Here is a 22,720-nt window from a genome sequence, read left to right as displayed (position 1 = left end):
CTCTCCCCTCTGGGGAGAGGGTTAGGGTGAGGGGGTTGCGCTTTTGCCGGACGTATCGCCACGCGCGGCCCCCTCACCGGCTCTCAGCGGATGCCCATGGCATCCGCCTACCGCCGTCAGCGCTGGCCTTTGGCCAGCGCGAGAGGCCCTACGGGCCACCCTCTCCCCAGAGGGGAGAGGGCTACGAAGGCCAAATGCGATTACCCTTGGCCGCATCCCTTTCCCGTGAGGGTATGACAGGGATGCGGCCGCCGTTTGTGCTTACTTGGTGCCGAACATGCGGTCACCCGCGTCGCCCAGGCCGGGGACGATGTAGGCGTTCTCGTCGAGATGGCTGTCGAGCGAGGCGGTGAAGACCTTCACCCGCGGGTGGGCGGCGGCAAAGACGCGCATGCCCTCGGGCGCCGCGACCAGCGCCATGAAGCGGATGTTCTCGTCGTCCACGCCGTGGCGGTTCAGCACGTCGCAGGCGTGAACGGCGGAGTTGCCGGTCGCCAGCATCGGGTCAACGACGATGAACAGGCGGCCCTCCGCCTCCGGCAGCTTCACCAGATACTCGTGCGGCATCTTGGTGTCGTGGTCGCGGTAGAGGCCGATGTGCCCCTCGCGCGCCGACGGCACCAGCTCGTGCAGGCCCTGCGCCATGCCGAGGCCGGCGCGCAGCACCGGCACGATGGCCAGCTTCTTGCCGGCGATGACCGGCGCGTCCATGGGCTGGAGCGGCGTGTCGATCCGCTCGGTCGTCAGGGGCAGGTCGCGGGTGATCTCATAGCCCATCAGCAGCGAAATCTCGCGCAGCAGGGTGCGGAAGCCGCCGGTGGAGCGTTCCTTGGCCCGCATCAGCGTCAGCTTGTGCTGGATCAGCGGGTGGTCGAGGATGAACAGATTGGGAAATTCGGTGTGGGTGCGCATGGATCTCGTGCCGCGGCCTGTCTGGACCCCGATCCTAACCCGGCGGACCCGCTTCGGCCAAGCCGCCCTTGAGCGATCCCGCCGGATGCGCCGCTCGCGAGACGAAAATCAGCGGCGGTTGGGAAGCGCCGACCGCCCCGCCACGCCCTCCGGCTGGTCGACCCCATAGCGGACCACGCGGTTGCGGCCGCTGTTCTTCGCCTGATAGAGGGCGCGGTCGGCACAGACCACCATCTCCTCCACCGGCAGATCCTCCCCGGCCTCGACCAGCCCGAAGGAGGCGGTGACCGCGATCCGCCGCCCGTCGGGCAGCGCCACCGGCGTGCGCGCCAGTTCGCCGCGCAGCCGCTCGATGACCCGGAAGCCCTCGGCGAGGCCGGTTTCCTTCAGGCAGATCAGGAACTCCTCGCCGCCCATGCGGAAGGCCTCGTCGAAGCTGCGGATGCCCCGGCTGATGGCGGCGGCGGTGGCGGCCAGGACACGGTCGCCGACGTCGTGGCCGTAGGTGTCGTTGATGCCCTTGAAGCGGTCGATGTCGCAGATGGCGACGCAGAAGGCCGGGCCGTTGCGGCGGAAGCGGTTGTGTTCGCGCTCCAGCGCCTCCTGCATGCCGCGGCGGGTGCGCAGGCCGGTCAGCGGGTCCAGCCCGCTCGCCGCCGCCCCGAAGGCGCGCTCGACCCGGCGCAGATGCAGGACGAACTCCTCGAAGCGGGCGATCACCCCCTCGTAATCGGCCTCGCTGGGGCTCTCGCCGCCGGCCGCCTTCAGCAGAAGCAGCTTGGCCTTGCGGTGCATCTGTTCATGCAGGGTGACCAGCTTCTCCACGGCGGGCTGGTGGGCCAGATCGTCGGCGTTGACCGCCACGCACCACGCCGCGAAGGAGGCCGGGGCCGACACCCGCTCGCCCCCCTGCCCGCCACGGAAGAAGACCGCGCGATGCCATTGCCCGATCCATCGCAAATGCTCGTCGAGGACGAGACCGAGGCTGTCGGATGGCGAGCGTGTGTCGGACGAGTTGGTCATCGGGCTTGCACGGCTTCCCTTCGGACACATCCATCGGTCGCGGCCGGCGGATGCCAACAGTATCGCACGAAGTCATAACGCCCGTCCGCAACCCGGTCGTGCGATTAAGTTGTGCCCGTCCGCCGAAAGGGAAAGCCCTGCGGAACCATCAAATTTTATTCAAACACCCATCTGCGACGCGGCGTCACAGACCGGCAACGCTGTCGAGGAAGCGGCGGATCAGTTCCGGGTCCTTGTGGCCGGGGCGGTCCTCCACGCCCGACGACACGTCGAGCGCCGTGGCGCCGGTGGTCCGCACGGCCTCCGCCGCGTTCTCCGGCTTCAGCCCGCCGGACAGCATCCAGGGCTTCGGCCAGCTCCGCCCGGCGAGCAGCGTCCAGTCGAAGGCGATGCCGTTGCCGCCCGGCAGGGCCGACACCTTGGCCGGCGGCTTGGCGTCGAACAGCAGCCGGTCGGCGATCTCGGCGGCCTCCAGCGCGACGGCCAGATCCTCCGGCCCGCCGACCTTGATCGCCTTCATCACCGGAATGTTGAAGGCCGCCTTCACCTCGGCGATCCGGCGCGGCGTCTCCTTGCCGTGGAGCTGGATCAGGTCGAAGGGGACCTGGCTGACCACATGCTCCAGGAAGTCGTTCTCCGGATCGACGAACAGCCCGACCGTGCGCACGCCCGTGGGGACCAGCCGCGCCAGCTCCGCCGCCATGGAGGGCGCGATGGAGCGCGGGCTCGGCGGGTAGAAGACAAAGCCGACGTAGCGCGCCCCGCCGGCGACCGCGGCGTGCAGCGACAAGGGCTCGGTGAGGCCGCAGATCTTCACGCTCACAGGCTTGGGGACGGGCATGGCAGCAGGTCCTTACAGTTCCGAAACGATGCGTCGGGCGGCGGCTTCCGGATCGGCGTCGCCGGTGATCGGACGGCCGATGACCAGATGGTCCGCCCCGGCGGCCAGCGCCTCGGCGGGGGTCATGACGCGCTTCTGGTCGTTGGCGGCGGCCCAGGCGGGGCGGATGCCCGGCACCATCAGAATGAAGTCCGGCCCGCAGGCCGCGCGGATCAGCGCCACCTCGGCGGGGGAGCAGACGACACCGTCCACCCCCGACTCCTTGGCGAGCAGCGCCAGCCGCTTCACCTGATCGGCCACCGGGACGCTCTGCCCGACGGCCTGGAGATCGGCGGCGTCCAGGCTGGTCAGCACGGTGACGGCGAGGATCTTCGGACGGTCCGCGCCCGCGCCCGCCGCGGCCTCCGCCGCCGCGCGCATCATCGCCGGGCCGCCGGAGCTGTGGATGGTCAGGAAGGCAGGCTTCAGCGGCAGCGCGGCCCGGATGCCGCCCGCCACCGTGTTGGGGATGTCGTGCAGCTTGAGGTCGAGGAACAGCGGCGGGCCATCCTCGCCGATCACCGCGCGGATGCCCGCCGGGCCATGGGCGATGAAGAACTCCAGCCCCAGCTTGATCCCGCCGACCACCCCAGTGATCCGCCGGCCGAGGTCGCGGGCGGTGTCGAGGTCGGTCGTGTCGACGGCGCAGAAGATGCGCGAGGCGGGCGCGATGCTGGGCGTGCTGGGCGTACTCATGGAAAAACGGCTCTCCGGACCCTGGACGATGGTGATAGCGCGCAGCCTAACAAGGGCCGGCGGCAATCACCAGACTTCCGGGGACCGGAGAGCCATTCGCAACCGTCACTCGCGGTTCACGTCGACGCGGCCGGTCGGCGGAGTCGCCGAAGTCGCGGTCGGGGTGCCCATCGGAGTCGCGGTCGGCGTGGCGGCCGGAGCGCCCGCCGCCGGGTTGGCGCCTTGCGTGTTGACGCCCTGTGTATTGACGCCCTGTGTATTGACGTCGCGCAGCGAGGCGGCGGCGGCGCGGCGGCGCTCCTCGGCGACCTGGGCGCTGTCGTAGTCGGCGGTGGCGGCGTCATAGCCGCTCCAGCCGGCCTCGCGGTAACCCTGCGCCCGGCCGGGGATGTTCACCGAGCCGTGGCGCTGCATGACGGCCAGCGCGGAATCGCACATCGCCTCCTCGACCCGGCCGACCAGCAGAACGCCGCCGCGGCGCACGCCCTCGGCGAAGACGTCGGCATCCTCCCGCGTCACGCCGATGCCGGTCAGCATGGAGACGCGGCGGTCGCGGGCGTCGAAATTCGGGTCCTCCCCGAAGTCGGCGGCGTGGCGCCAGCTTTCCAGCCGGTTCTCGGTGGCCAGACTGGACGAGGAGCCCAGCTTCGCGCTGTCGGCGCCCATCATGGTGAAGTCCTGCCGCAGATTGGCGGCTTCGAGTTCGCTCAGCGCGCGTTCGGCGCCGGACAGATCGTCGTACAGCGCGACAATGGTCTTCTTGTTCATGAACCCGCTCCTGTGCTGGTCCGATCCGGACGCGGTCCGGACTCAGAGGAAGAAATAGAGGAGGGCGAGGATCACCAGCACGACCAGCGCGATGACCCACCAGTTCATGGAGCCGGCCGCACCGCCCGTGGCCGTCCGGTTGCCGTCCGTGTCATAGACACCCACTTTGCGAGGTTCGTCGGCCATGGATGCGTCACTCCCTGTCGGTAAGGCTTCAGCCAACGCAGGCTGATTGCCCTTTCAACAGGGGTGGAGCCGCACCGTTCCGCCGGTTCCGGGAGGGCGCTCAGCGCCCGGCGGCCCAATCAGGCAGTGCGGACGCCCGCGCCGGATCGCCGATGGCGCCCGCCAGCGCCTCGCCCAGCGCCGGGGCGAACTTGAAGCCGTGGCCGGAGCAGGCGCTCATCAGCCAGCAGCGGGCGGACAGCGGCTCGACCACGAAGCGCTCGTCGTCGGTCACCGTGTAGAAGCAGGTCGCCGCGTTGGCGAGGCTGTAGCGGTGGCCGTCCGCCAGCACCCGGCGGGCGCGGTCCAGCACGTCGCGCGCCTCGTCCGGATCGGGATCGCGCTCGGTGTCCGGGTCGCCGACGCGCGAGAAGCGGTGATCGCCCGCCTTCATCGTCGTGCCGGCCACCGGGGGCACGACGTAGACCCCGCTCTCCCCGTCGGCGTCGATCAGCATCGGCGCCTTGGCCCACACACCGCGCAGCCCCTCCGGCGGCATCAGGTAGGCCACGACCTGCCGTGACGGGGTCAGGCGCGCCGCCGTCTCCGGCAGCAGCTTGGTCACCCAGGCCCCGGCGGCGACCACCAGCGCGTCGGCGCCGATGGTCCGGCGGTCGGCGAGCGTCACGGTGGCGCGCTCGGCGTCGATGGCCGTCACGGGGGCACGCGCGTGGACCGTCACCCCCAGCGCGTTCAGATGGTGGCTGAGCAGCTCCACGATGCGCCCGGCGAGCAGCACGCCGCCCGACTCCAGATGCAGCCCCTCCGCCACGGCGTTGGCGTCGACCAGCGGGAACTCCGCGGCGATCTGCGCCGGGGTCAGGCGGCGGAAGGGGTGGCCCAGCGATTCCAGCACCGCGACGCTGTCGGCCAGCCAGCGCCGCCCGTCCTCCGCCGAGGCGGTGCAGAGCGTGCCGCTGGGGACCAGCAGCCGCTCGCCCAGGTCGGTCCACAGCCGCTCCCACGCCTGGAAGGCGGTGTCGGCCATGCGGGCGTAGCCGGCGCTGGCGCCGTAGGCGTGGCGGAACAGCCGGTGCTGGTCGACGGAGCTGCCGAAGGGGTTGGGCACCTGCCCCTGGTCGAAGACCGCGACCTCATGCCCGGCGCGGGCCAGCGCCCAGGCGGTGCACAGCCCCATGATGCCGGCGCCGACGACGGTGATGCGGAGAGTCATGATGGAAAAACGCCTCAGCGGATCGTGTCGTTGTGGATCACCATCTCCACCGCCAGCTGGGCGGCGCAGAGGTCCTCCAGCGCGGTGCCGACCGACTTGAACAGGGTGATCTGGTCGTAGAAGCGGCGCCCGGCGCGCTGGCCGCGGGTCAGGTCGTAGAGGTCGCCGGCGATGTCCGCGTCGGTCAGGATGCCGGCCTTCATCGGCTGCACGATGTCCCCCGCTTCCTTGCATGCCCCCTCGCGGGTGTCCACGAAGACGCGGGAACGGCGGATGCAGTCGTCGTCGGCCTCGCGCATCTCCGGGGTGAAGCCGCCGACAAGGTCGAGATGCGCGCCCGGCTGAAGCCACTCGCCGCGGATCAGCGGCTCCTTCGCCAGCGTGGCGCAGGAGATCACCTGGGCGCCGCGCACCGCCCCCTCCAGATCGGCCGTGGCCTCGATGCGGAATTTCGGGCGGTGGAAGCGGCCGGCCACCTTCTTCGCCTTCTCCAGGCTGCGGCCCCAGACCAGCACATGCTTGATCGGCAGGACGGTGGCGAAGGCCTCGATCAGTTCGGGCGCCAGCGCCCCGGTGCCGACCATCAGCAACCGTTCCGAGTCGGGCCGCGCGAGGTAGGAGGCGGCGAGCGCGGAGGCCGCCGCGGTGCGCCGCTTGGTGAGCGCGGTGCCGTCCAGAACCGCCTGCGGCATCCCCGTCTTGCCGTCCATCAGCAGATAGAGGCCCTGCACCGCCGGCAGGTCCTTCGCCCCGTTGTCGGGGAAGACGGTGACCACCTTGATGCCGATGGACTGGTTGACCTGCCACGCCGGCATCAGCAGCAGCGTGCCGTCGCTCTGGCCGTAGGTCTCGACCGTGTGATGGTGCCGCATCGGCACCTCGACCCCGGCGCGGAAGGTCTGCCGCATGCGCTCGATCAGCATGCGGAAGTGCAGGACGGATTTCAGCTCGGCTCCGGTGACGGTGCGCATCGGCGGCTCCCTCCACAGGTCCGGCAAGGCGGAACCCCCTCCCGCCCCCCGGCCGGACGGGAGGCCGAAGGGGTTACCGGCGGGCGGTCAGTGGACCGTGGTCGCCGGCAGGGCGGCGCCGGACCCGGTCACCGCGGGCAGGCCGGCGGTGCCGGACAGCGGACGGTTCATCTCGGCCAGACGCTTCTCCGCGGCGGCGGCGCGGGCCTGCGTCTCCTTCAGCTCGCGCTCCAGGTAGGAGACGCGGTCGGTCGAGCGGCGGGCGCGGCGGCGGTGGCGGCGCTGGGCGTTCCAGGCGACGACGCCGCCGGCCAGGAAGCCGATCACCAGCGCCACCAGCGTGGCGAGATAGACCGGAACCTCCAGCGTGAAGGGCAGCGGCCAGAGCGACAGCGTGACCAGGCCACGGTTGGAGATGGCGAACAGCACCGCGGCCAGCGCGATGGGAACGGCGATGATGAGGGCGATGAAACGCACGGGTGTGGTCCTCGTATCCATGATCGGGGGCCGGGGCAGCGCCGGGTCCGGGCCGATTGAGTCAGCGACGGGCTGTCAATGAACGGACATCATTCGTCGGTGTTCAAGCGCTCGCGCAACTGTTTTCCGGTCTTGAAGAAGGGGATCGCCTTTTCGCCCACCTCGACGGCTTCGCCGGTGCGCGGGTTGCGGCCGGTGCGGGCGTCGCGGCGCTTGACGGAGAAGGCGCCGAACCCGCGCAGCTCCACCCGGTCCCCACGGGCGAGCGCTTCGGAGATCTCGTCGAAGATGGTGCCGACGATCTTTTCGATGTCGCGCTGGTACAGATGCGGATTGCGCTCCGCGAGCCGTTGGATCAGCTCTGATTTGGTCATGGCGATTCCGTTTCCCCCGGTTCGAGCGCCCTTGGACCGCGCTCCTTGACCTGCGCGCAAGCGTGCCACCGGGTCCGGTGACCGTCAAGCTAAGCCTTTCTGGCGGAACCCTTTTCCCGGCAACGCTCCGGCTTGCCCGACGGTCGCCGGGTAAAAGGCCCGAAATGTGATTAATCCGTCTTACGGATTGCCTTTGAACGCACCATTTCCGATGAGTTGGTTGGCACGGTTCCCATCGCCGGACTCGGATGCCGGACTCGGTTGGAGGTTCGCCATGACACACACCCACCACACCGGCCCCGCCGACCCGCTGGCCGGCCTGCCCTACGCCGACCGCGTCCGCACCGTCACCACCGCGCAGGCGCTGGGCTGGCTGCGGGCGGGCTGGGTGGACCTGCGGGCGTCGGGCTGGGTCAGCCTCGCCTACGGCGCCCTGTTCGTCGCCATCGGGTTCGCGCTGACCGGTGGGTTGGTGCTGGCCGGGATGGCCTATCTGATCGCGCCGATGATCGGCGCCTTTCTGCTGATCGCCCCGCTCCTGGCGCTCGGCCTCTACCGGATTTCCAAGGACGTCGAGGAGGGGCGCCGGCCCAGCCTGTGGCGGGCGCTGACCGCGTGGCGGGCCAACCCCTACCACATCCTGACCGCCGGCCTGATCCTGATGCTCTATGTGATGATCTGGGCGCGGATGAATGTGGTGGCCTTCGCCCTGTTCTTCCCGCACGAGGCCATCGCGCTCGACCATTTCGTGGCGCAGATGTTCAGCCTGGACGGTCTGGTCTTCACCGTCTTCATCACGGCGCTGGGCTTCGCCTTCGCGGCCTTCGCCTTCGTCACCAACGTCACCGCCCTGCCGATGATGATGGATCGCCCGGTGGATGTCTTCGCCGCGGCGCTGGCCTCGGCGATGGCGGTGCTGCGCAACCCGCGCGTTCTGGCGCTGTGGGCCGGGCTGATCGTTCTGGTGACCGGCGCCGGGCTGCTGACCGGCTTCCTCGGCCTGATCGTCGCCCTGCCCCTGGTCGGCCACGCGAGCTGGCACGCCTACCGCGACCTCGTCAAGGAGGACGAGGAGGGGTGAGGGCGGCCTGAAAAAGGAAAAGGCCGCCGCGGAGCGACCGCGGCGGCTTTTTCTTTAGCATAGGTACGGGAGACGGGCCCCCTCCCCGGCCCTCCCCCGCTTGCGCAGGGGAGGGAGATGGGAAGAGCCTTACTCGTCGTTCTGCTGCTTGCGCTTCAGAGCCGCACCCAGGATGTCGCCCAGCGAGGCGCCCGAGTCGGACGAACCGTACTCGGCCATCGCCTGCTTCTCCTCCTCCATCTCGCGGGCCTTGATGGACAGCGAGATGCGGCGGGAGCCGCGGTCGATCTGGGTCACCTTCGCGTCGACCTTCTCGCCGACGGCGAAGCGGTCCGGACGCTGCTCCGAACGGTCGCGGGACAGGTCCGACTTGCGGATGAAGCCGGTGTAGCCCTCGCCGACCGTGACCTCGATGCCACCGTCGGTGACCTGGGTGACGGTGCAGGTGACGACCTCGTTCTTCTTCAGGCCGGCCGTGGCAGCCTCGAACGGATCGTTCGCGAGCTGCTTGATGCCGAGGGAGATGCGCTCCTTCTCGACGTCGACGTCCAGGACCTTGACCTTGACGCGGTCGCCCTTCTTGTACTCGGCGATGGCCTCCTCACCCGACTTGTTCCAGTCGAGGTCGGACATGTGGACCATGCCGTCGATGTCGCCCGGCAGACCGACGAACAGACCGAACTCGGTGATGTTCTTGACCTCGCCTTCCAGCTCCGTGCCCGGGCCGAACTTGTCGAGGAAGGTCTCCCACGGGTTGTCCAGGCACTGCTTGAGGCCCAGGCTGATGCGGCGCTTCTGCGGATCGACGTCCAGGACCATGACCTCGACTTCCTGAGACGTCGACACGATCTTGCCCGGATGGACGTTCTTCTTCGTCCAGGACATCTCCGAGACGTGCACCAGGCCCTCGATCCCCGGCTCCAGCTCCACGAAGGCGCCGTAGTCGGTGATGTTGGTGACGCGACCCTTGAACCGCGAGCTGACCGGGTACTTGGCTTCCACGCCTTCCCACGGATCGGCTTCCAGCTGCTTCATGCCGAGGCTGATGCGCTGGGTCTCCGGGTTGAAGCGGATGACCTGGACCGTGACGGTCTGGCCGATCTGCAGGGCCTCGGACGGGTGGTTGATGCGGCGCCACGCGATGTCGGTGACGTGCAGCAGGCCGTCGACGCCACCCAGATCCACGAACGCGCCGTAGTCGGTGATGTTCTTGACCACACCCTGCAGAACCTGGCCTTCCTTGAGGTTGGCCACCAGCTCCGAACGGGCCTCGGCGCGGCTCTCTTCGAGCACGGCGCGGCGCGACACGACGATGTTGCCGCGCGAGCGGTCCATCTTCAGGATCTGGAACGGCTGCGGGGTGCCCAGCAGCGGGGAGATGTCGCGGACCGGACGGATGTCCACCTGCGAACCCGGCAGGAACGCCACAGCGCCCGACAGGTCGACGGTGAAGCCGCCCTTGACGCGGCCGAAGATGACGCCGGTGACGCGGGTCTGGTCCTGGAAGGACTTCTCCAGCAGCGCCCAGGCCTCTTCGCGCTTGGCCTTCTCACGCGACAGAACGGCTTCGCCGTTCTTGTCTTCCATGCGCTCCAGATACACCTCGACCGTGTCGCCCGCCTTCATCTCGGGCGGCTGGCCGGCAACGGCGAATTCCTTCAGCGCGACGCGGCCTTCCGACTTCAGGCCGACGTCGATGGTGACCATGTCGTTCTCGACGGAGACGACGCGGCCCTTGACGACCGAGCCTTCGAGGGACTCGGCCGTGCCGAGCGACTCCTCGAGCAGAGCCGCAAAGCTTTCCTTCTCGCCGGTCCGGGCCATAGCTTGTGCCATTGAAACTCCTAAGGTTGGCCGAAAGCGATCCCGCCATGGTCCGTCCCGCGGCAAAACGGGCCGGCCCCCGATGGGACCACCGCGCCGGGCACCACGCCCGGCGACTTGGTTGACATATGTTCCGTTGGAGGGCCGAAGCGCCCGGACCCTGATGCTCAGACCTTGGAGCCGAAACCGGTTTTCGTTCCGATAAAGGCGGTCGCCGCTGCGAACGCCTGGTCGGCGTCGAGGGCGGAGGTATCAAGCACAAAAGCGTCGGCAGCCGGCAGGAGCGGTGCTACCGTCCTCTGGCTGTCGCGCGCGTCACGGGCCTTCATGTCCTCCAGGACGTCGGACGGTATAGCCGGAATCCCGCGTTCCCGCAACTCCTTGAGTCGCCGTTCGGCCCGCACCTCAACGGAAGCGGTAACGAACAGCTTGGCATCGGCGTTCGGGCATACGACCGTTCCGACATCCCGCCCATCCAGCACCACCCCCGGCGCGCCGCCGGGCGGGGTCGCGGCGAACGTCCTCTGGAAATCGAGCAGGGCGGCCCGCACCGCCGGCACCGCGGCCACCTTGGAGGCCGCCTGCGCCGCCTCGTCGTTGCGCAGGGCCGGGTCGTTCAGGATGCCGTCGTCCGGCCGCAGCGCGCGGGCGGCCCGGGCCGCGGCCTCCGCATCGGCCGGGTCGCCGCCCGCGCGCAGGACGCTGACGCCGACCGCGCGGTAGAGCGCCCCGGTGTCGAGATGCGCGAAGCCGTAGGCCCGGGCGACCCGCTTGGACAGCGTGCCCTTGCCCGCGGCGGCGGGGCCGTCGATGGTGATGATGAGAGATTTAAGCATGCTCACTACAAAAAGGCTTCCTGGATAACTTTCGGCTCAAAGTCATATTTTTTCGAAGCGCCGCGAGTCAACCCAAAGGAACTGCAGATCGCCATCCTCGTCAGAAATTGCTATTCGGAGATCAAGCGGCTCCCTATAATACATAGAGCCAGCCCCCTCTTGCTCATCAAAGAAAGGCTCCGACCTTATCTCAGCAACAACAGCAAATTCATTGTACTCCGGTTTAATTCTATTCCTGAGCCCCCGCTTCCATTTCACCCCATTACCAACTGAAAACACATCAACTCTCTGGTACAGCTCTAGAAGCTCATAAATCTTATCAATGCTCTTGCTCTCACCAATCTTCGAAGACATTTCTTTCTCCTCTCCCAGCTAGGAAAACTTACAGCAAAGCCATCTATCCAGCATTGGTTGACAGAGATTCGTACAACTGCATCGGCGACTTGCAATCACTTGACGCTAAAGGCTTTCCAAGCGAATGAGGAGACTTATGGAGTTTTTTGGTCTTGTGCTGCACCTCACAAGACCAAGCCAGAAATTCTCTAAAGTTTCTATCCATTACAACCATGTCAATGTCTGTGGCTTTCCCTTCATGTTCGTGATAGACAGCATCACCTGCTTTACCACTCGAACCGAAAGTGGGCACCACCAACCATGAACGATCAGGCTGAACACCCCGACAGAGCATAGCAAAGCTTGCTTGATTATCTTTCTCTTCTAAATTATCAAGCACCCCCAGAACAGGCGCATGCATCGACCTTCCAATGATTTTCTGCTTTATCTTTATACTGTATTGCCTAAACGCCAATTCGTATATTTTCTCGATCACACCCTTAAAGCCACCAATGCTGTCTTTTTTTGCTTCATTGCTATTAACAAACTCATCGCTAACCATTGAACCCTTTACAACAAATTTTTTCGCATCATCCTCCGCCATCTTTTCGGTGGCAATATTCGTAAGACCTTGTATATTTATCTTTGCTACTGAGAAAGAAAAGTTTTTCTGCTGATCCTCAGCAATTTCTTCTTTATTTACAACAATAGTATTCTTGGGATTTCTTAAATCCAGAATAAGTGAGTTAATTATCTCTATCACCTTCTCTTTCTTAAGACAAACAGAATAATAAACACCATCAGGCTCGTGAGATGGACACGGAATAGCTTCCCTATTCCTGATACAAGACTCAATACCAACCAAAAGCAGATCCTGTGCTAATTGGCTCGGATCATCTTTTCCAACGACACCATACGCGACGGAATCTGGAAATCCAGAAACCGATAAGCGGAATACATCATCAAACTCTTTGTACTCTGCGTAATATAAGAAACTCATAAAACGCCCCCCTGGGTTCTTCGACAGAAGAGATTGGATTTACAACCGACGAGCGCAACAATCGACAAATGTAATTGCGCATTTCTTCGCTGGGAACCAATCACGAAACTGGTCCGTTATCCATTCTTGGAAAAACCCTTTTTTCTCAGCAACATGAATGGTTCCTTCGATTATTTGCTTTGGCCTCCTATCATTCTGACCATTTAAATGAACCTCCCAATAATAGTTATTCCCTATTGCGTATTTTTTTGCTTCGATTTTCCCGGGAAACTCACTGCAAAGACATGAAATGAGCTTTCTTATTGCCTTACTGTCGATGGCCTCTTGATCGGTCCCGCATCTCGCATAACCTAATAATTGCGATTCAGCCAGTCCACCCATCATTTCCTCACCACACTATAGTATGCTGCGATATCATCCAATCGAGACTTATTGGATAGACAAGTAAGCACAGCATTTTCTCTTATGCAATTCCGTAGCCTATGAGATTTTCGCGCCGACTCCGTTCATCAGGGCGACGAAGCCGGGGAAGCTGGTGTCGATGAAGGCGCCGTCGTCCACCTGCACCGGCTCGGCCGTGGCCATGCCCAGCACCAGGAAGCTCATGGCGATGCGGTGGTCCATGGCGGTGGCGACGGTGGCGCCGCCCTGCGGCGGCGTGCCGGTGCCGTAGACGGTCAGGCTGTCGTCGGCCCCGACCTCGACCTTCACGCCGCACTTGGTCAGCCCGTCGGCGACCATGGCGAGGCGGTCGCTCTCCTTCACGCGCAGCTCCTTCAGGCCGAGCATGACGGTGGTGCCTTCCGCGCAGGCGGCGGCGGCGGCGAGGATCGGGTACTCGTCGATCATGCTGGGGGCGCGGTCCGCCGGGACAACGATGCCCTTGAGGGGACCGTGCTTGACCCGCAGGTCGGCCACCGGCTCGCCCGCCTCGTCGCGGCGGTTCTCGAAGGCGATGTTCGCGCCCATCTCGACCAGCGTGTCGTAGAGGCCGGTGCGGCGCGGGTTCATGCCGACGCCCGGCAGCAGCAGCTCCGAGCCGGGGCGCAGCAGCGCCGCGACCGCCGGGAAGGCGGCGGAGCTGGGGTCGGCGGGCACGACGATCTCGCGTCCGGTCAGCTCCGGCTGGCCGACGACGGACACGGCGAGCGCACCGTCCTCCATCCGCTCGGTCGTCACGGTGGCGCCGAAATGGCGCAGCATCAGCTCGGTGTGGTCGCGGGTCGGCTCCGCCTCGATCACGGTGGTGGTGCCGGCGGTGTTCAGGCCGCAGAGGATGATCGCCGACTTCACCTGGGCGGAGGCCACCGGCAGGCGGTAGGTGATCGGAACGGTGCGGTCGCTGCCGACCACGGCCAGCGGCAGCCGCCCGCCGGACCGTCCGACGAAGCGCGCGCCCATCTGCTCCAGTGGGCCGGTCACGCGGGCCATCGGGCGCTTGTTCAGCGAGGCGTCGCCGGTGAAGACGCAGGTGATCGGGTGCGACGCGACGAGACCCATCAGCAGGCGCGCCGCCGTGCCGCTGTTGCCCATGTCGAGCACCTGCGCCGGCTCCGCCAGGCCGCCCAGACCGACGCCGCGCACGCGCCACACGCCGTCCCCGCCGCGCTCCGCCTGGGCGCCGAGCAGACGCATGGCGGCGGCGGTGTTCAGCACGTCCTCCCCTTCCAGCAGGCCGTGGATGACGGTCTCGCCCACCGCAACGGCGCCCAGCATCAGCGACCGGTGCGAAATCGACTTGTCGCCCGGCACGCGGATGGTGCCGGCCAGCGCGCCGGTGGAGGATGAGCGAAGCGGCTTCGCCTGCAGCATGGGAGGGCTCCCCAGACAAGAATGTGACCAGGGCGGAGTACCTAGCACAGCGGGCAGGACGATGCGAGCGATGCGCGGTTCCCGCGATCAGTCGCCGACCGCCACCCCCTCGCGCCGGGTGTCCGCACCGCCGGACAGCCCCTGGCCGGTCACCACGATCGCCTGGGTGCCGGAGGTCAGTTCCATCGCCTTGACCGTGTGGCCCCGAGCCTCCAGCGCCGCGATCCAGCCCTCCGCCTCGGTGCCCTGCTCCAGCTCGGTCGGGCCGTTGCGGCTGCCAAAGTTGGGGGCGTCCACCGCGGCCTGCGGGTCGAGGTTCCAATCGAGCAGCGCGACCAGCGTCTTGCCCACGTAATTGATGATGTTGCTGCCGCCCGGCGACCCCACCGAGGCCACCAGGGCGCCGTCGCGGAAGACCAGCGTCGGCGCCATCGAGCTGCGCGGGCGCTTGCCCGGCTCCACCCGGTTGGCGACCGGCTTGCCGTCCTCCGTCGGGGTGAAGGCGAAGTCGGTCAGCTCGTTGTTCAGCAGGAAGCCGCGCACCATCAGGCGGGAGCCGAAGCCGTCCTCGATGGTGGTGGTCATGGCGACGGCGTTGCCCGCCCCGTCGACCACGGAGATGTGGCTGGTGCCATGCTCCTCGGCCTCGGCGAAGCCCCAGGCGCGGCCTTCCCGGAAGGGCGGCTCGCCCGGCTGGGCCTTGCCCATCGACCGCTCGCCGACCAGCGCGGCGCGGCCCGCCAGATAGCCGCGGTCGAGCAGCCCCTTCACCGGCACCGTCACGAAGTCCGGGTCGGCCAGATAGAGGCCGCGGTCGGCGAAGGCGAGTCGCCCGGCCTCCGACAGCCAATGGGCGGCCAGCGCCGGATCGTTGCGGGTGGCGGCCATGTCGCGCCCTTCCAGGACGGCCAGCATCTGCAGCACCGCGACCCCGCCGGAGCTGGGCGGCCCCATGCCGCACAGGGTGTAGACACGGTAGGACCCGCAGACCGGTTCCCGCTCCTTCACCCGGTAGGCCTTCAGGTCGGCCTCGGTCATGTCGCCGGGGTTGGTGGGGTGGCCGGTCACCGCCTTGACGATATCGGCGGCGATCGGACCCTCGTAGAAGGCGGCGGAGCCCTTCTCGGCGATGGCCCGCAGCGTCGCCGCGAACTCCGGATTCCTCAGCACATGGCCGACCGGCCAGGGCGTGCCGTCCGGCTGGTAGAAATAGGCGCGCGCCGTGGGGCTGCCCGGCAGGTGCTTTTCCATGGCCAGCTGGCCGTTCAGCCGCGGGCTGACCGTGAAGCCGTCCTCGGCCAGCGCGATGGCGCGCTCGAACAGGCGGGGCCAGGGCAGTTTGCCATGCGCGCGGTGGGCGTGCTCCAGCAGCATCACCGTGCCCGGCACCCCGACGGACCGCCCGCCGACCACCGCGTCGTAGAAGGGCATCGGCTTGCCGTCCGCCCCCAGGAAACGCTCCGGAGTCGCCGCGGCCGGCGCGGTCTCGCGCCCGTCGAGGGAGGTCACCGCCTTCGTTGCGGCATCGTAATGGACCAGGAAGGCGCCGCCCCCGACTCCGGAGCTTTGCGGTTCCACCAGATTGAGGACGAGCTGCACGGCGATCGCCGCGTCCACCGCGCTGCCGCCCGCCCGCAGGATCTCCCGCCCGGCCTCCGCCGCCAGCGGATTCGCGGCGGCCACCATGTGGCGCGTGGCGGTGTCGAGGCTGCGGCTGCCCCGTCCGGTCGCGCGCTCCGGCGCCACGTCACCCGCCGCGGAAGGAGTCGTGGTCGGCGCCGCGGATGACGGCGTCTGGGCTGCGGCCTCCAGCGGCAGCGCCGCCAGCAGGCCGGCGGACAGCAGCGCCCGCCAGCGGCGGGACAGCAGGTTCGGCATCGGGTTCCTCCCCCATTCTCATGGTATCCTGGCCGGCGGCCCGGAGGACCACCGCAGGGTGAAGTTTGGCACCGGTCGCCGGCCCCGCCAGTTTGCCGGCGGCATTCCGCGAACTTTTTTTTGACAAGCGCCCGCTGGCGTGGCAAAGGGCGCGGCTTGTAATTCATGCAATTCCCGAATTGGGCATTCCCTAGGAACGTGACGGAGGACGAGGCGTGGCCAAACCCGAATGGGGCGTCAAGCGCATCTGCCCGAGCTGTGGCGCGCGCTATTACGATCTGCGCAAGGACCCGCCGGTGTGCCCGAGCTGCGGAGCGCAGTTCGATCCCGAGGCGTTGCTGAAGTCCCGCAAGGCGCGCCCGGCGCCGGTTGACGATGTCAAGAAGGCCCCGGTGGTCTCCTCGGACGAGGACGCCGAGACCGAGACCGAGGACGAGGAGTCGACGGAACTCGACGAGGTCGAGGACGATGTGTCCGTCGACGACATCGAGGAAACCGACGAGACGCCCGAGGACGAGGACGATGTCCTGATCGAGGACACCTCGGAACTGGGCGAGGACGACATGGACGAGGTCGTCGACGTCGAAGGCGAGGACGAGGAGGAGCGCTGATCCGCGCTCCCCTAGGAAAGAGGGGTGCGGTGGGGTGGAAAAAAGGTGGGTAGGGGCGAATTTTTCTCTTGCATCGCCCCCCCGTCCTGACCAATATCCCGCTCCACCGAGGCAGGCCGCAAGGCTCGCCACCCAGAGTTTCGGGGCCATAGCTCAGCTGGGAGAGCGCTACAATGGCATTGTAGAGGTCAGGAGTTCGATCCTCCTTGGCTCCACCAAACACCCGAAGGGCCCGCGCATCACCGCGCGGGCCCTTCGGCGTTTCAGCCCTCCGCGTCTTGCCAGCCCGGCCGCCGTCATCGTCTTGACAGGCGTCAAGGAACGCTCTTTGGTCGGGCGGCACCGTCGGCTTCCGCCGATTCCCCTTTCCTCCCGCTTCGGACACGCCATGGCCGACATCCTGATCGCCAACACCCTGACCGGCGAGACCACCCTGGGCGCGCTGAACGCCGTCGATCCGGACGCCGTGGGCCGGCTGGCGCAGATCCACCCGGTCTTCAACCCCGGAGTCGGCGTGCCCGACAGCGCCAGCCTGAACGATCTCGCCAAGGCCACCGGCATCCCGCTGGACGTGCTGCTGGCCACGGCGCGCGGGGCCATCCACGTCACCGCCCCGGCCGGCGGCTGCGGCTGCGGAAGCGGCGGCTGCGGCACCCCCAAGCACTGAACGCTTTCCCCCTCCCATTCGCGGCGCCGGTCCCCACCTGTTGGTGGCACCCACCATTGGGCACAGGTTTCGCGAACGGGAGGACAGCATGACGACGGCGCCAACATCGACCGAGTCTCCGGACGGCTGGCTGGAAACGGTGGTCGTTCCGCGCACCAGCGACATCGGCGGGTTCGAGGTGCGGCGCGCCCTGCCCTCCGTCCGCAAGCGGATGGTCGGGCCCTTCGTCTTCCTCGACCAGATGGGACCGGCGATCCTCAAGGCCGGGGCGGGCATCGACGTGCGCCCCCACCCGCACATCGGGCTGGCCACCGTCACCTACCTGTTCGACGGCGAGATCCTGCACCGCGACAGCCTGGGCACCGTCCTGCCGATCCGTCCGGGGGCGGTGAACTGGATGACCGCCGGGCGCGGCATCGCCCATTCCGAACGCTCCGCCACCGACGAGCGCGGCCGCGACCGGCTGCTGTCGGGCATCCAGTCCTGGGTCGCCCTGCCGAAGACCCATGAGGAGACCGACCCCGCCTTCGTCCATCTCGGCGCCGACGAGCTGCCGGTGGTCGAGGGCGAGGGCAAGCGGCTGCGCGTCGTCGCGGGCGAGGCGTACGGTGTACGTTCGCCCATGAACACGCTGTGGGACACGCTGTACGTCGATGCGTCGCTGGACGCCGGCGCCCGCCTGCCCATCGACCGCGAGACGGAGGAGCGGGCGCTCTACATCGCCGACGGCACCGTCACCATCCACGGCGACCGCTTCGAGTCCGGGCGGCTGCTGGTGCTGCGCCCCGGCGACGCGGTGACGGTGGAGGCCGAAACCGCCGCCCGCCTGATCCTGCTGGGCGGCGCCGTGATGGACGGCCCGCGTCACATCTGGTGGAACTTCGTCTCCAGCCGCCAGGACCGCATCGAACAGGCCAAGGCCGAATGGAAGGCTGGCCGGTTCGACGCCGTTCCCGGCGAGACGGAGTTCATTCCGCTTCCGGAACGGTGAAGCCGAGCGCCGTCAGCTTCTCCCGCACCGCCGGATCGGCCAGCGCCGCCAGGAAGCGCTGGACCGCCGGCCGGTCCCGGCGGTCGTTGGGGATCACGAAGTCGTAATGCTCCGCCTGCAGGGGCAGGAAGCCCAGCCCGTAGAGGGTGGCGACGCTCTCGATGGCGACGCCCCAGTCGGCGCGGCCCTGGGCCACCGCCACCGCCACGGCGTTGTGCGACTTGGCCTGCGACCAGTAGCCGGTGGGGCGCGCCGCCCCGAGCAGCCGGTCGGTCAGGATGCGCGTGCCGCTGCCGGCGTTGCGGTTGACCAGGATGCAGTCAGGGTCCCGCGCCGCCGCCAAACCGGCCTCCTCGGCCGTTCTGCCTTCGAAACGAACATCGCCCTTGCGGAAGACGATGCCCTGAAGGCGGCGGTAGCCGGTCACGAGGCCGAGCGCCGGGGTCAGGAAGGGGCGGTTGTACTCCCCGCTCTTCGGGTCCATCAGGTGGATGGCCGCCACGTCGCACTCGCCGCGCCGGGCGGCGGCGAGGCCGCCCATCGAGCCGACGTTCAGCGCCTTGACCGTCAGCCCTTCCCCGACCAGTTGGCCGGTGATGGCGTCCAGCCCGACGCAATGGCTGCCGATCACGATCAGGTCGGCGGGACGGGTGTCGCGCCCGATGCGCTGGACCGAGACCGGGGTGCCGGCCTCCACCGCCTCGGCCTGCGGGTCGACGGCGATGAAGCCGTCCGCGGCGCTGAAGGCGGTCACCGCGCCGGAGCCCTTGGACAGCGGATAGGCCGCCAGCCCGCCGTCCGTCCCGCGCACCAGCGAGACCATCACATATTCGGTCCGGCCCCGTTCCGATCCCAACCTCATCGGCACCGTCGCGCCCACGCTCTCCGTCGCCGCGGGCGGCAGACCGGCCAGCGCGCGCAGCACCGGGGCGACGAACTCGTGGAAGGTGAACATGGCGGAGGTCGGGAAGCCGGGCAGGACCACCACCGGCTTGCCTTTCGTTACGGCCAGGCACAGAGGCTTGCCGGGCTTCAGCGCGACGCCGTGCGCAACGATCCCCGGATCGGTCAGGCGGCTGATGATGCGGTGGGACAGATCGCCCGCCCCCTTCGACGTGCCGCCCGACAGCAGAAGCGCGTCGCAGGCCAGACCCTGCTCGACCAGCGGGGCCAGTTCCGCCTCGTCGTCGCGGGCGATGCCCAGCCGGACCGCCTCCCCGCCCAGCTCCTCCACCGCGGCGGCGAGGACGGCGGCGTTCGAGTCATAGACGGCGCCGGGGCGGATCGGCGCGCCGGGCGCGACGATCTCGTCGCCGGTGGAGAGGATCGCCACGCGGGGGCGGCGGACCACCGACACCTCGGCCCGCCCGATGGCCGCCAGCACGCCGATCTCGCGGGAGGTCAGCACCTGCCCGCGGCGCATCACCGTCTCGCCGCGCCCGATGTCCGACCCGGCGGCGGCGATGAAGGCGCCGGGCACCACCGGCTTGCGGATCGCCACCAGGAGGGCGTCGCCGTCCTCGTGCGACTCGGTGTGCTCCACCATCACCACGGCGTCGGCGCCGCGCGGCAGCATGCCGCCGGTGGCGAGCACCGTCGCCGTTCCGGGGGCGACGGTCAGCGCCGGGACGCGCCCGGCCGACAGCACCTCGTCGTTCAGGCGCAGCACGACCGGCGTGTCCTCGCCCGCCCCCTGGGTGTCGGCGGCGCGCACCGCGAAGCCGTCCACCGAGGAACGGTCGAAGCCGGGGACGTCGACCTCCGCCACCACGTCGGCGGCCAGCACGCGGCCCAGCGCGGCGCCCAGCCGCACCGTCTCCGCCCCCTTGGGCGTCAGGTCGAGATGGCGGCGGAAGCGCGCCTCGGCCTCGTCGCGGCCGACCACCTCGAGAAACTGCTCCTGCCGGGCCGCCTGGGCGACAAAACGCCGGATGTCCTGGTTGGACACGCCCTCCCCCCTCGCTTGATTCTGTTCAGAGACTTGTACCGTCAAAACAGCGCAGGGTCACGGTCGCCCCGGCGGGGACGCCCTCGCTGTCCGCCGGGATCAGCACGAAGCCGTCGGCCAGCACCGCCCCGGCCAGCCCCGGCCGCTGCGGCGAGGCGACCGGCTCGACCAGCCCATCCGCCGTCCGGCGCACGCGGTACAGTTCGGTGCAGCCGATCTCCGACACCAGCTTGCGCACCGTCACGGCCGGAACCGCCGGGTGCGGCAGCGCCGGGTCCCGCCCGGCCAAGCGGCGCACCGCCCGCCCGGCCAGCAGCTCATAGGCCGTCAGGCAGGCCATCGGCTCGCCGGGCAGCAGCACGGCGGGCACGCCGCCGGCCATCCCGAGCGCCGCCGAATCGCCGGGGCGCAGGGCCACGCCGTGCCGGGCGAGTTGCCCCGCGTCGGCCAATGCCAGCGGGGCCACGTCGTCCCCCCCCACTCCGGTGCGCCCGGCGGAGATCAGCAGGTCTGCGCCGGGGGCCGCGTAGGCGGCGGCCAGGGCGGCGCGGTCCGCCGGCAGCGGCCCGACCAGCTCAACCACGCCGCCGTCCCGCGCCACCAGCGTGGTCAGCATGGCGCCCAGCGTCTCGGGACCGGAGCGCGGCCCCCCCGCAAGAACGACCCGCACCCGTGGGCGGCCGCCAGCGCGCACCGTGCCGATCCCCAGCGCGGCGAGCAGTCCGAGATCCTGCGGGCGCAGCCGGTGCCCGGCCGTCATCAGGACGGTCCCGGCGCGCAGGCCCTCCCCCCGCCGCTCCACCCCGTCACCGGGGGCGGCGCTGTTCAGCGCCTCGATGAAGGGGCCGTCGGTCTGGATGCATTCGACGGGCAGGATGGCGTCGGTTCCCGGCGGCATCGGCTCCCCCGCCGCGACCGTCACGGCGCCCGGCAGCGGAACCGGGTTGTAGGAACCGGCGCCCAGCGTGTCGCTGGAGGCCACCGCCACCCCGTCGCGGGCGGCCCGGTCGGCGGGCGGCCAGTCTCCCGGCGCGGTCAGCGGCGCGGCGAGAACCACGCCCTCCGCCAGGGCCGCGGCGAGGTCGGCGAGCGCCACGGCGCGCGGCGGCAAAGGCGTGACGGCGGCGTCGATCCAGCCTTCCATGACCGGCAGGGAGGCGCGGCTGGAGAAGCCGCGCCCGCGCACATCGGGCGGAGTCGCTGCAAAAGGGCGCCGGTCTCCAATCGCGCGGTCGTCGCCGGCTCTGGCCGAACTCATGGCTGCACCCGTGATGCCTTCAGGTCGGCCCCTTATACCGCAACCTCCACACCGCCGCTGCACACACGGTTGCGGCCAGCGCGCTTGGCCTCGTAGAGCAGGCCGTCGGCGAGCTGGGTCAGCCGGTCGGGGGTGTCGTCCAGCAGCGGACGGGCGGTGCCCACGCCCAGGCTGATGGTGATGTGGTCGGCGACATGGGACGCCGCGTGGGGCAGGCGCTGCCCGGTCACCGTCTGGCGCAGGCGCTCGGCCACCTGGACCGCCCCCTCCTCGTCGGTTTCGGGAAGCAGGCAGACGAACTCCTCGCCGCCGTAGCGGGCGATCAGGTCGCCCGGCCTCATCATCTGTTCGGCCAGGAGCTGGGCCACGGCGCGCAGGCATTCGTCGCCCGCCTGATGGCCGTAATGGTCGTTGTAGGGTTTGAACTGGTCGACATCGAGCATGATCAGCGACAGCGGAAGCTGCGCCCGCCCGCAGCGCCGCCATTCGCGCAGCAGCACCTCGTCGAAGCGGCGGCGGTTGGCGATGCCGGTCAGACCGTCGTTGAAGGACAGGGTGCGCAGCAGATCGGTCTGCCGCTTCAGCAGCAGATGGTTGCGCACGCGGGCCTTGACGATGGGCGGGCTGATCGGCTTGGAGATGAAGTCGATGGCGCCGACCTCGAGCCCATAGGTCTCGTCCTCCACCTCGCTCTTGGCCGAGATGAAGATGACCGGGATGTCGCGGGTGATCGGATCGGCCTTGAGCCGGGAACAGACCTCGTAGCCGTCCATGCCCGGCATCATGATGTCCAGCAGAACGAGGTCGGGCAGCCGCGACTGCGCCAGCTCCAGGGCCTTCGACCCGTCGGTGGCGAAATAGATGTCGTTGTCATCCTTCAGGATGCGGCTCAGCACATGCACGTTCGACGGGATGTCGTCGACGACCAGGATCTTGGGGCGCGCATCGGTCATGATCGGTTCCTGGAGGACGGGTTCCCGG

Annotated in this window: 23 protein-coding genes and 1 tRNA gene; 5 read left to right on the top strand and 19 right to left on the bottom strand. The window is 68.4% G+C overall.

Annotation, left to right across the window (positions count from 1 at the left end; translation table 11 throughout):
- Window positions 1-261: 261 nt before the first annotated feature.
- From upp to ihfB, 10 genes are all read right to left on the bottom strand, one after another.
- Window positions 262-912, bottom strand: a complete 651-nt coding sequence (gene upp / locus DXK32_RS14105; RefSeq protein ID WP_014239248.1) for a uracil phosphoribosyltransferase — start codon at window positions 910-912, stop codon at window positions 262-264.
- Window positions 913-1,020: 108 nt separating this feature from the next.
- Complete coding sequence (locus DXK32_RS14100) at window positions 1,021-1,935, bottom strand: diguanylate cyclase (protein WP_114859083.1); 915 nt, start codon at window positions 1,933-1,935, stop codon at window positions 1,021-1,023.
- Between the two features lie 184 nt (window positions 1,936-2,119).
- A complete protein-coding gene (locus tag DXK32_RS14095; RefSeq protein ID WP_114859082.1) occupies window positions 2,120-2,776 on the bottom strand; it encodes a phosphoribosylanthranilate isomerase in 657 nt (218 codons plus the stop codon).
- 12 nt (window positions 2,777-2,788) lie between these two features.
- Window positions 2,789-3,511 carry an orotidine-5'-phosphate decarboxylase gene (gene pyrF / locus DXK32_RS14090; protein ID WP_114859081.1) on the bottom strand — a complete coding sequence of 241 codons (723 nt, stop codon included), beginning with the start codon at window positions 3,509-3,511 and terminating at the stop codon, window positions 2,789-2,791.
- A 105-nt stretch (window positions 3,512-3,616) separates the two neighbouring features.
- Complete coding sequence (locus DXK32_RS14085; RefSeq protein WP_114859080.1) at window positions 3,617-4,279, bottom strand: hypothetical protein; 663 nt, start codon at window positions 4,277-4,279, stop codon at window positions 3,617-3,619.
- Between the two features lie 42 nt (window positions 4,280-4,321).
- Window positions 4,322-4,465 carry a hypothetical protein gene (locus DXK32_RS32160; protein WP_162801180.1) on the bottom strand — a complete coding sequence of 48 codons (144 nt, stop codon included), beginning with the start codon at window positions 4,463-4,465 and terminating at the stop codon, window positions 4,322-4,324.
- A gap of 100 nt (window positions 4,466-4,565) precedes the next feature.
- Window positions 4,566-5,678: an NAD(P)/FAD-dependent oxidoreductase gene (locus tag DXK32_RS14080; RefSeq protein ID WP_114859079.1), complete on the bottom strand. Its 1,113-nt coding sequence runs from the start codon at window positions 5,676-5,678 to the stop codon at window positions 4,566-4,568.
- A 14-nt stretch (window positions 5,679-5,692) separates the two neighbouring features.
- Complete coding sequence (locus DXK32_RS14075) at window positions 5,693-6,649, bottom strand: ornithine cyclodeaminase family protein (RefSeq protein ID WP_114859078.1); 957 nt, start codon at window positions 6,647-6,649, stop codon at window positions 5,693-5,695.
- Window positions 6,650-6,736: 87 nt separating this feature from the next.
- Window positions 6,737-7,126: a lipopolysaccharide assembly protein LapA domain-containing protein gene (locus DXK32_RS14070; RefSeq protein ID WP_114859077.1), complete on the bottom strand. Its 390-nt coding sequence runs from the start codon at window positions 7,124-7,126 to the stop codon at window positions 6,737-6,739.
- Window positions 7,127-7,215: 89 nt separating this feature from the next.
- Window positions 7,216-7,500 carry an integration host factor subunit beta gene (gene ihfB / locus DXK32_RS14065; protein WP_014239239.1) on the bottom strand — a complete coding sequence of 95 codons (285 nt, stop codon included), beginning with the start codon at window positions 7,498-7,500 and terminating at the stop codon, window positions 7,216-7,218.
- A 274-nt stretch (window positions 7,501-7,774) separates the two neighbouring features.
- Between ihfB and DXK32_RS14060 the strand changes: the two genes are divergently transcribed.
- The gene (locus tag DXK32_RS14060; protein ID WP_114859076.1) at window positions 7,775-8,581 is read left to right on the top strand and encodes a DUF2189 domain-containing protein; all 807 of its coding nucleotides are present in this window, start codon (window positions 7,775-7,777) and stop codon (window positions 8,579-8,581) included.
- Window positions 8,582-8,710: 129 nt separating this feature from the next.
- Here the strand turns inward: DXK32_RS14060 and rpsA are convergent, their stop codons facing one another.
- From rpsA to ggt, 6 genes are all read right to left on the bottom strand, one after another.
- A complete protein-coding gene (rpsA, locus tag DXK32_RS14055; protein WP_114859075.1) occupies window positions 8,711-10,417 on the bottom strand; it encodes a 30S ribosomal protein S1 in 1,707 nt (568 codons plus the stop codon).
- A gap of 155 nt (window positions 10,418-10,572) precedes the next feature.
- The gene (gene cmk / locus DXK32_RS14050) at window positions 10,573-11,241 is read right to left on the bottom strand and encodes a (d)CMP kinase (RefSeq protein WP_114859074.1); all 669 of its coding nucleotides are present in this window, start codon (window positions 11,239-11,241) and stop codon (window positions 10,573-10,575) included.
- Between the two features lie 42 nt (window positions 11,242-11,283).
- On the bottom strand, window positions 11,284-11,595 hold the full coding sequence (locus tag DXK32_RS32155) for a hypothetical protein (protein ID WP_162801179.1): 312 nt from the start codon (window positions 11,593-11,595) through the stop codon (window positions 11,284-11,286).
- Window positions 11,596-11,638: 43 nt separating this feature from the next.
- Window positions 11,639-12,574: a hypothetical protein gene (locus tag DXK32_RS32150; RefSeq protein WP_162801178.1), complete on the bottom strand. Its 936-nt coding sequence runs from the start codon at window positions 12,572-12,574 to the stop codon at window positions 11,639-11,641.
- A gap of 480 nt (window positions 12,575-13,054) precedes the next feature.
- Window positions 13,055-14,386, bottom strand: coding sequence for a 3-phosphoshikimate 1-carboxyvinyltransferase (gene aroA, locus DXK32_RS14045; RefSeq protein WP_114859073.1), 1,332 nt, complete (start codon window positions 14,384-14,386; stop codon window positions 13,055-13,057).
- Window positions 14,387-14,473: 87 nt separating this feature from the next.
- A complete protein-coding gene (gene ggt, locus DXK32_RS14040; protein ID WP_114859072.1) occupies window positions 14,474-16,264 on the bottom strand; it encodes a gamma-glutamyltransferase in 1,791 nt (596 codons plus the stop codon).
- 215 nt (window positions 16,265-16,479) lie between these two features.
- On the opposite strand from ggt, the gene DXK32_RS14035 reads away from it, so the two are divergent.
- From DXK32_RS14035 to DXK32_RS14020, 4 genes are all read left to right on the top strand, one after another.
- Window positions 16,480-16,875, top strand: a complete 396-nt coding sequence (locus DXK32_RS14035; RefSeq protein ID WP_114859071.1) for a TIGR02300 family protein — start codon at window positions 16,480-16,482, stop codon at window positions 16,873-16,875.
- 142 nt (window positions 16,876-17,017) lie between these two features.
- Window positions 17,018-17,093 (top strand) — tRNA-Ala (locus DXK32_RS14030).
- 170 nt (window positions 17,094-17,263) lie between these two features.
- On the top strand, window positions 17,264-17,542 hold the full coding sequence (locus DXK32_RS14025) for a hypothetical protein (protein WP_035671069.1): 279 nt from the start codon (window positions 17,264-17,266) through the stop codon (window positions 17,540-17,542).
- 88 nt (window positions 17,543-17,630) lie between these two features.
- Window positions 17,631-18,533: a pirin family protein gene (locus DXK32_RS14020; RefSeq protein WP_014239231.1), complete on the top strand. Its 903-nt coding sequence runs from the start codon at window positions 17,631-17,633 to the stop codon at window positions 18,531-18,533.
- Here the strand turns inward: DXK32_RS14020 and DXK32_RS14015 are convergent.
- From DXK32_RS14015 to DXK32_RS14005, 3 genes are read right to left on the bottom strand one after another with little or no spacing between them, the layout of a single operon-like run.
- Window positions 18,511-20,481 (bottom strand): molybdopterin biosynthesis protein, encoded by a 1,971-nt coding sequence (locus DXK32_RS14015; RefSeq protein ID WP_114859070.1) that lies wholly within the window; start codon window positions 20,479-20,481, stop codon window positions 18,511-18,513. The two genes, DXK32_RS14020 and DXK32_RS14015, sit on opposite strands and share 23 nt — an antisense overlap.
- Before the next feature lie 25 nt (window positions 20,482-20,506).
- Window positions 20,507-21,739 (bottom strand): molybdopterin-binding protein, encoded by a 1,233-nt coding sequence (locus tag DXK32_RS14010; RefSeq protein ID WP_114859069.1) that lies wholly within the window; start codon window positions 21,737-21,739, stop codon window positions 20,507-20,509.
- A 32-nt stretch (window positions 21,740-21,771) separates the two neighbouring features.
- Window positions 21,772-22,692 carry a diguanylate cyclase gene (locus DXK32_RS14005; protein WP_114859068.1) on the bottom strand — a complete coding sequence of 307 codons (921 nt, stop codon included), beginning with the start codon at window positions 22,690-22,692 and terminating at the stop codon, window positions 21,772-21,774.
- Window positions 22,693-22,720 lie beyond the last annotated feature (28 nt).

It is taken from the genome of Azospirillum brasilense, from assembly GCF_003349955.1.
In the GTDB taxonomy this organism is placed as follows: Bacteria; Pseudomonadota; Alphaproteobacteria; order Azospirillales; family Azospirillaceae; genus Azospirillum; species Azospirillum brasilense_B.
This window is presented reverse-complemented; position numbering and strand designations above follow the sequence as displayed.

Coding starts and splice junctions, on each gene's coding strand:
- DXK32_RS14005 (WP_114859068.1), bottom strand. CDS start 22,692: ATGACCGATGCGCGCCCCAAGATCCTGGTCGTCGACGACATCCCGTCG.
- pyrF (WP_114859081.1), bottom strand. CDS start 3,511: ATGAGTACGCCCAGCACGCCCAGCATCGCGCCCGCCTCGCGCATCTTC.
- DXK32_RS14025 (WP_035671069.1), top strand. CDS start 17,264: ATGGCCGACATCCTGATCGCCAACACCCTGACCGGCGAGACCACCCTG.
- cmk (WP_114859074.1), bottom strand. CDS start 11,241: ATGCTTAAATCTCTCATCATCACCATCGACGGCCCCGCCGCCGCGGGC.
- rpsA (WP_114859075.1), bottom strand. CDS start 10,417: ATGGCACAAGCTATGGCCCGGACCGGCGAGAAGGAAAGCTTTGCGGCT.
- upp (WP_014239248.1), bottom strand. CDS start 912: ATGCGCACCCACACCGAATTTCCCAATCTGTTCATCCTCGACCACCCG.
- DXK32_RS14060 (WP_114859076.1), top strand. CDS start 7,775: ATGACACACACCCACCACACCGGCCCCGCCGACCCGCTGGCCGGCCTG.
- DXK32_RS14080 (WP_114859079.1), bottom strand. CDS start 5,678: ATGACTCTCCGCATCACCGTCGTCGGCGCCGGCATCATGGGGCTGTGC.
- DXK32_RS14100 (WP_114859083.1), bottom strand. CDS start 1,935: ATGACCAACTCGTCCGACACACGCTCGCCATCCGACAGCCTCGGTCTC.
- DXK32_RS14075 (WP_114859078.1), bottom strand. CDS start 6,649: ATGCGCACCGTCACCGGAGCCGAGCTGAAATCCGTCCTGCACTTCCGC.
- DXK32_RS14010 (WP_114859069.1), bottom strand. CDS start 21,739: ATGAGTTCGGCCAGAGCCGGCGACGACCGCGCGATTGGAGACCGGCGC.
- DXK32_RS14020 (WP_014239231.1), top strand. CDS start 17,631: ATGACGACGGCGCCAACATCGACCGAGTCTCCGGACGGCTGGCTGGAA.
- aroA (WP_114859073.1), bottom strand. CDS start 14,386: ATGCTGCAGGCGAAGCCGCTTCGCTCATCCTCCACCGGCGCGCTGGCC.
- DXK32_RS14085 (WP_114859080.1), bottom strand. CDS start 4,279: ATGAACAAGAAGACCATTGTCGCGCTGTACGACGATCTGTCCGGCGCC.
- ihfB (WP_014239239.1), bottom strand. CDS start 7,500: ATGACCAAATCAGAGCTGATCCAACGGCTCGCGGAGCGCAATCCGCAT.
- DXK32_RS14095 (WP_114859082.1), bottom strand. CDS start 2,776: ATGCCCGTCCCCAAGCCTGTGAGCGTGAAGATCTGCGGCCTCACCGAG.
- ggt (WP_114859072.1), bottom strand. CDS start 16,264: ATGCCGAACCTGCTGTCCCGCCGCTGGCGGGCGCTGCTGTCCGCCGGC.
- DXK32_RS32155 (WP_162801179.1), bottom strand. CDS start 11,595: ATGTCTTCGAAGATTGGTGAGAGCAAGAGCATTGATAAGATTTATGAG.
- DXK32_RS32150 (WP_162801178.1), bottom strand. CDS start 12,574: ATGAGTTTCTTATATTACGCAGAGTACAAAGAGTTTGATGATGTATTC.
- DXK32_RS32160 (WP_162801180.1), bottom strand. CDS start 4,465: ATGGCCGACGAACCTCGCAAAGTGGGTGTCTATGACACGGACGGCAAC.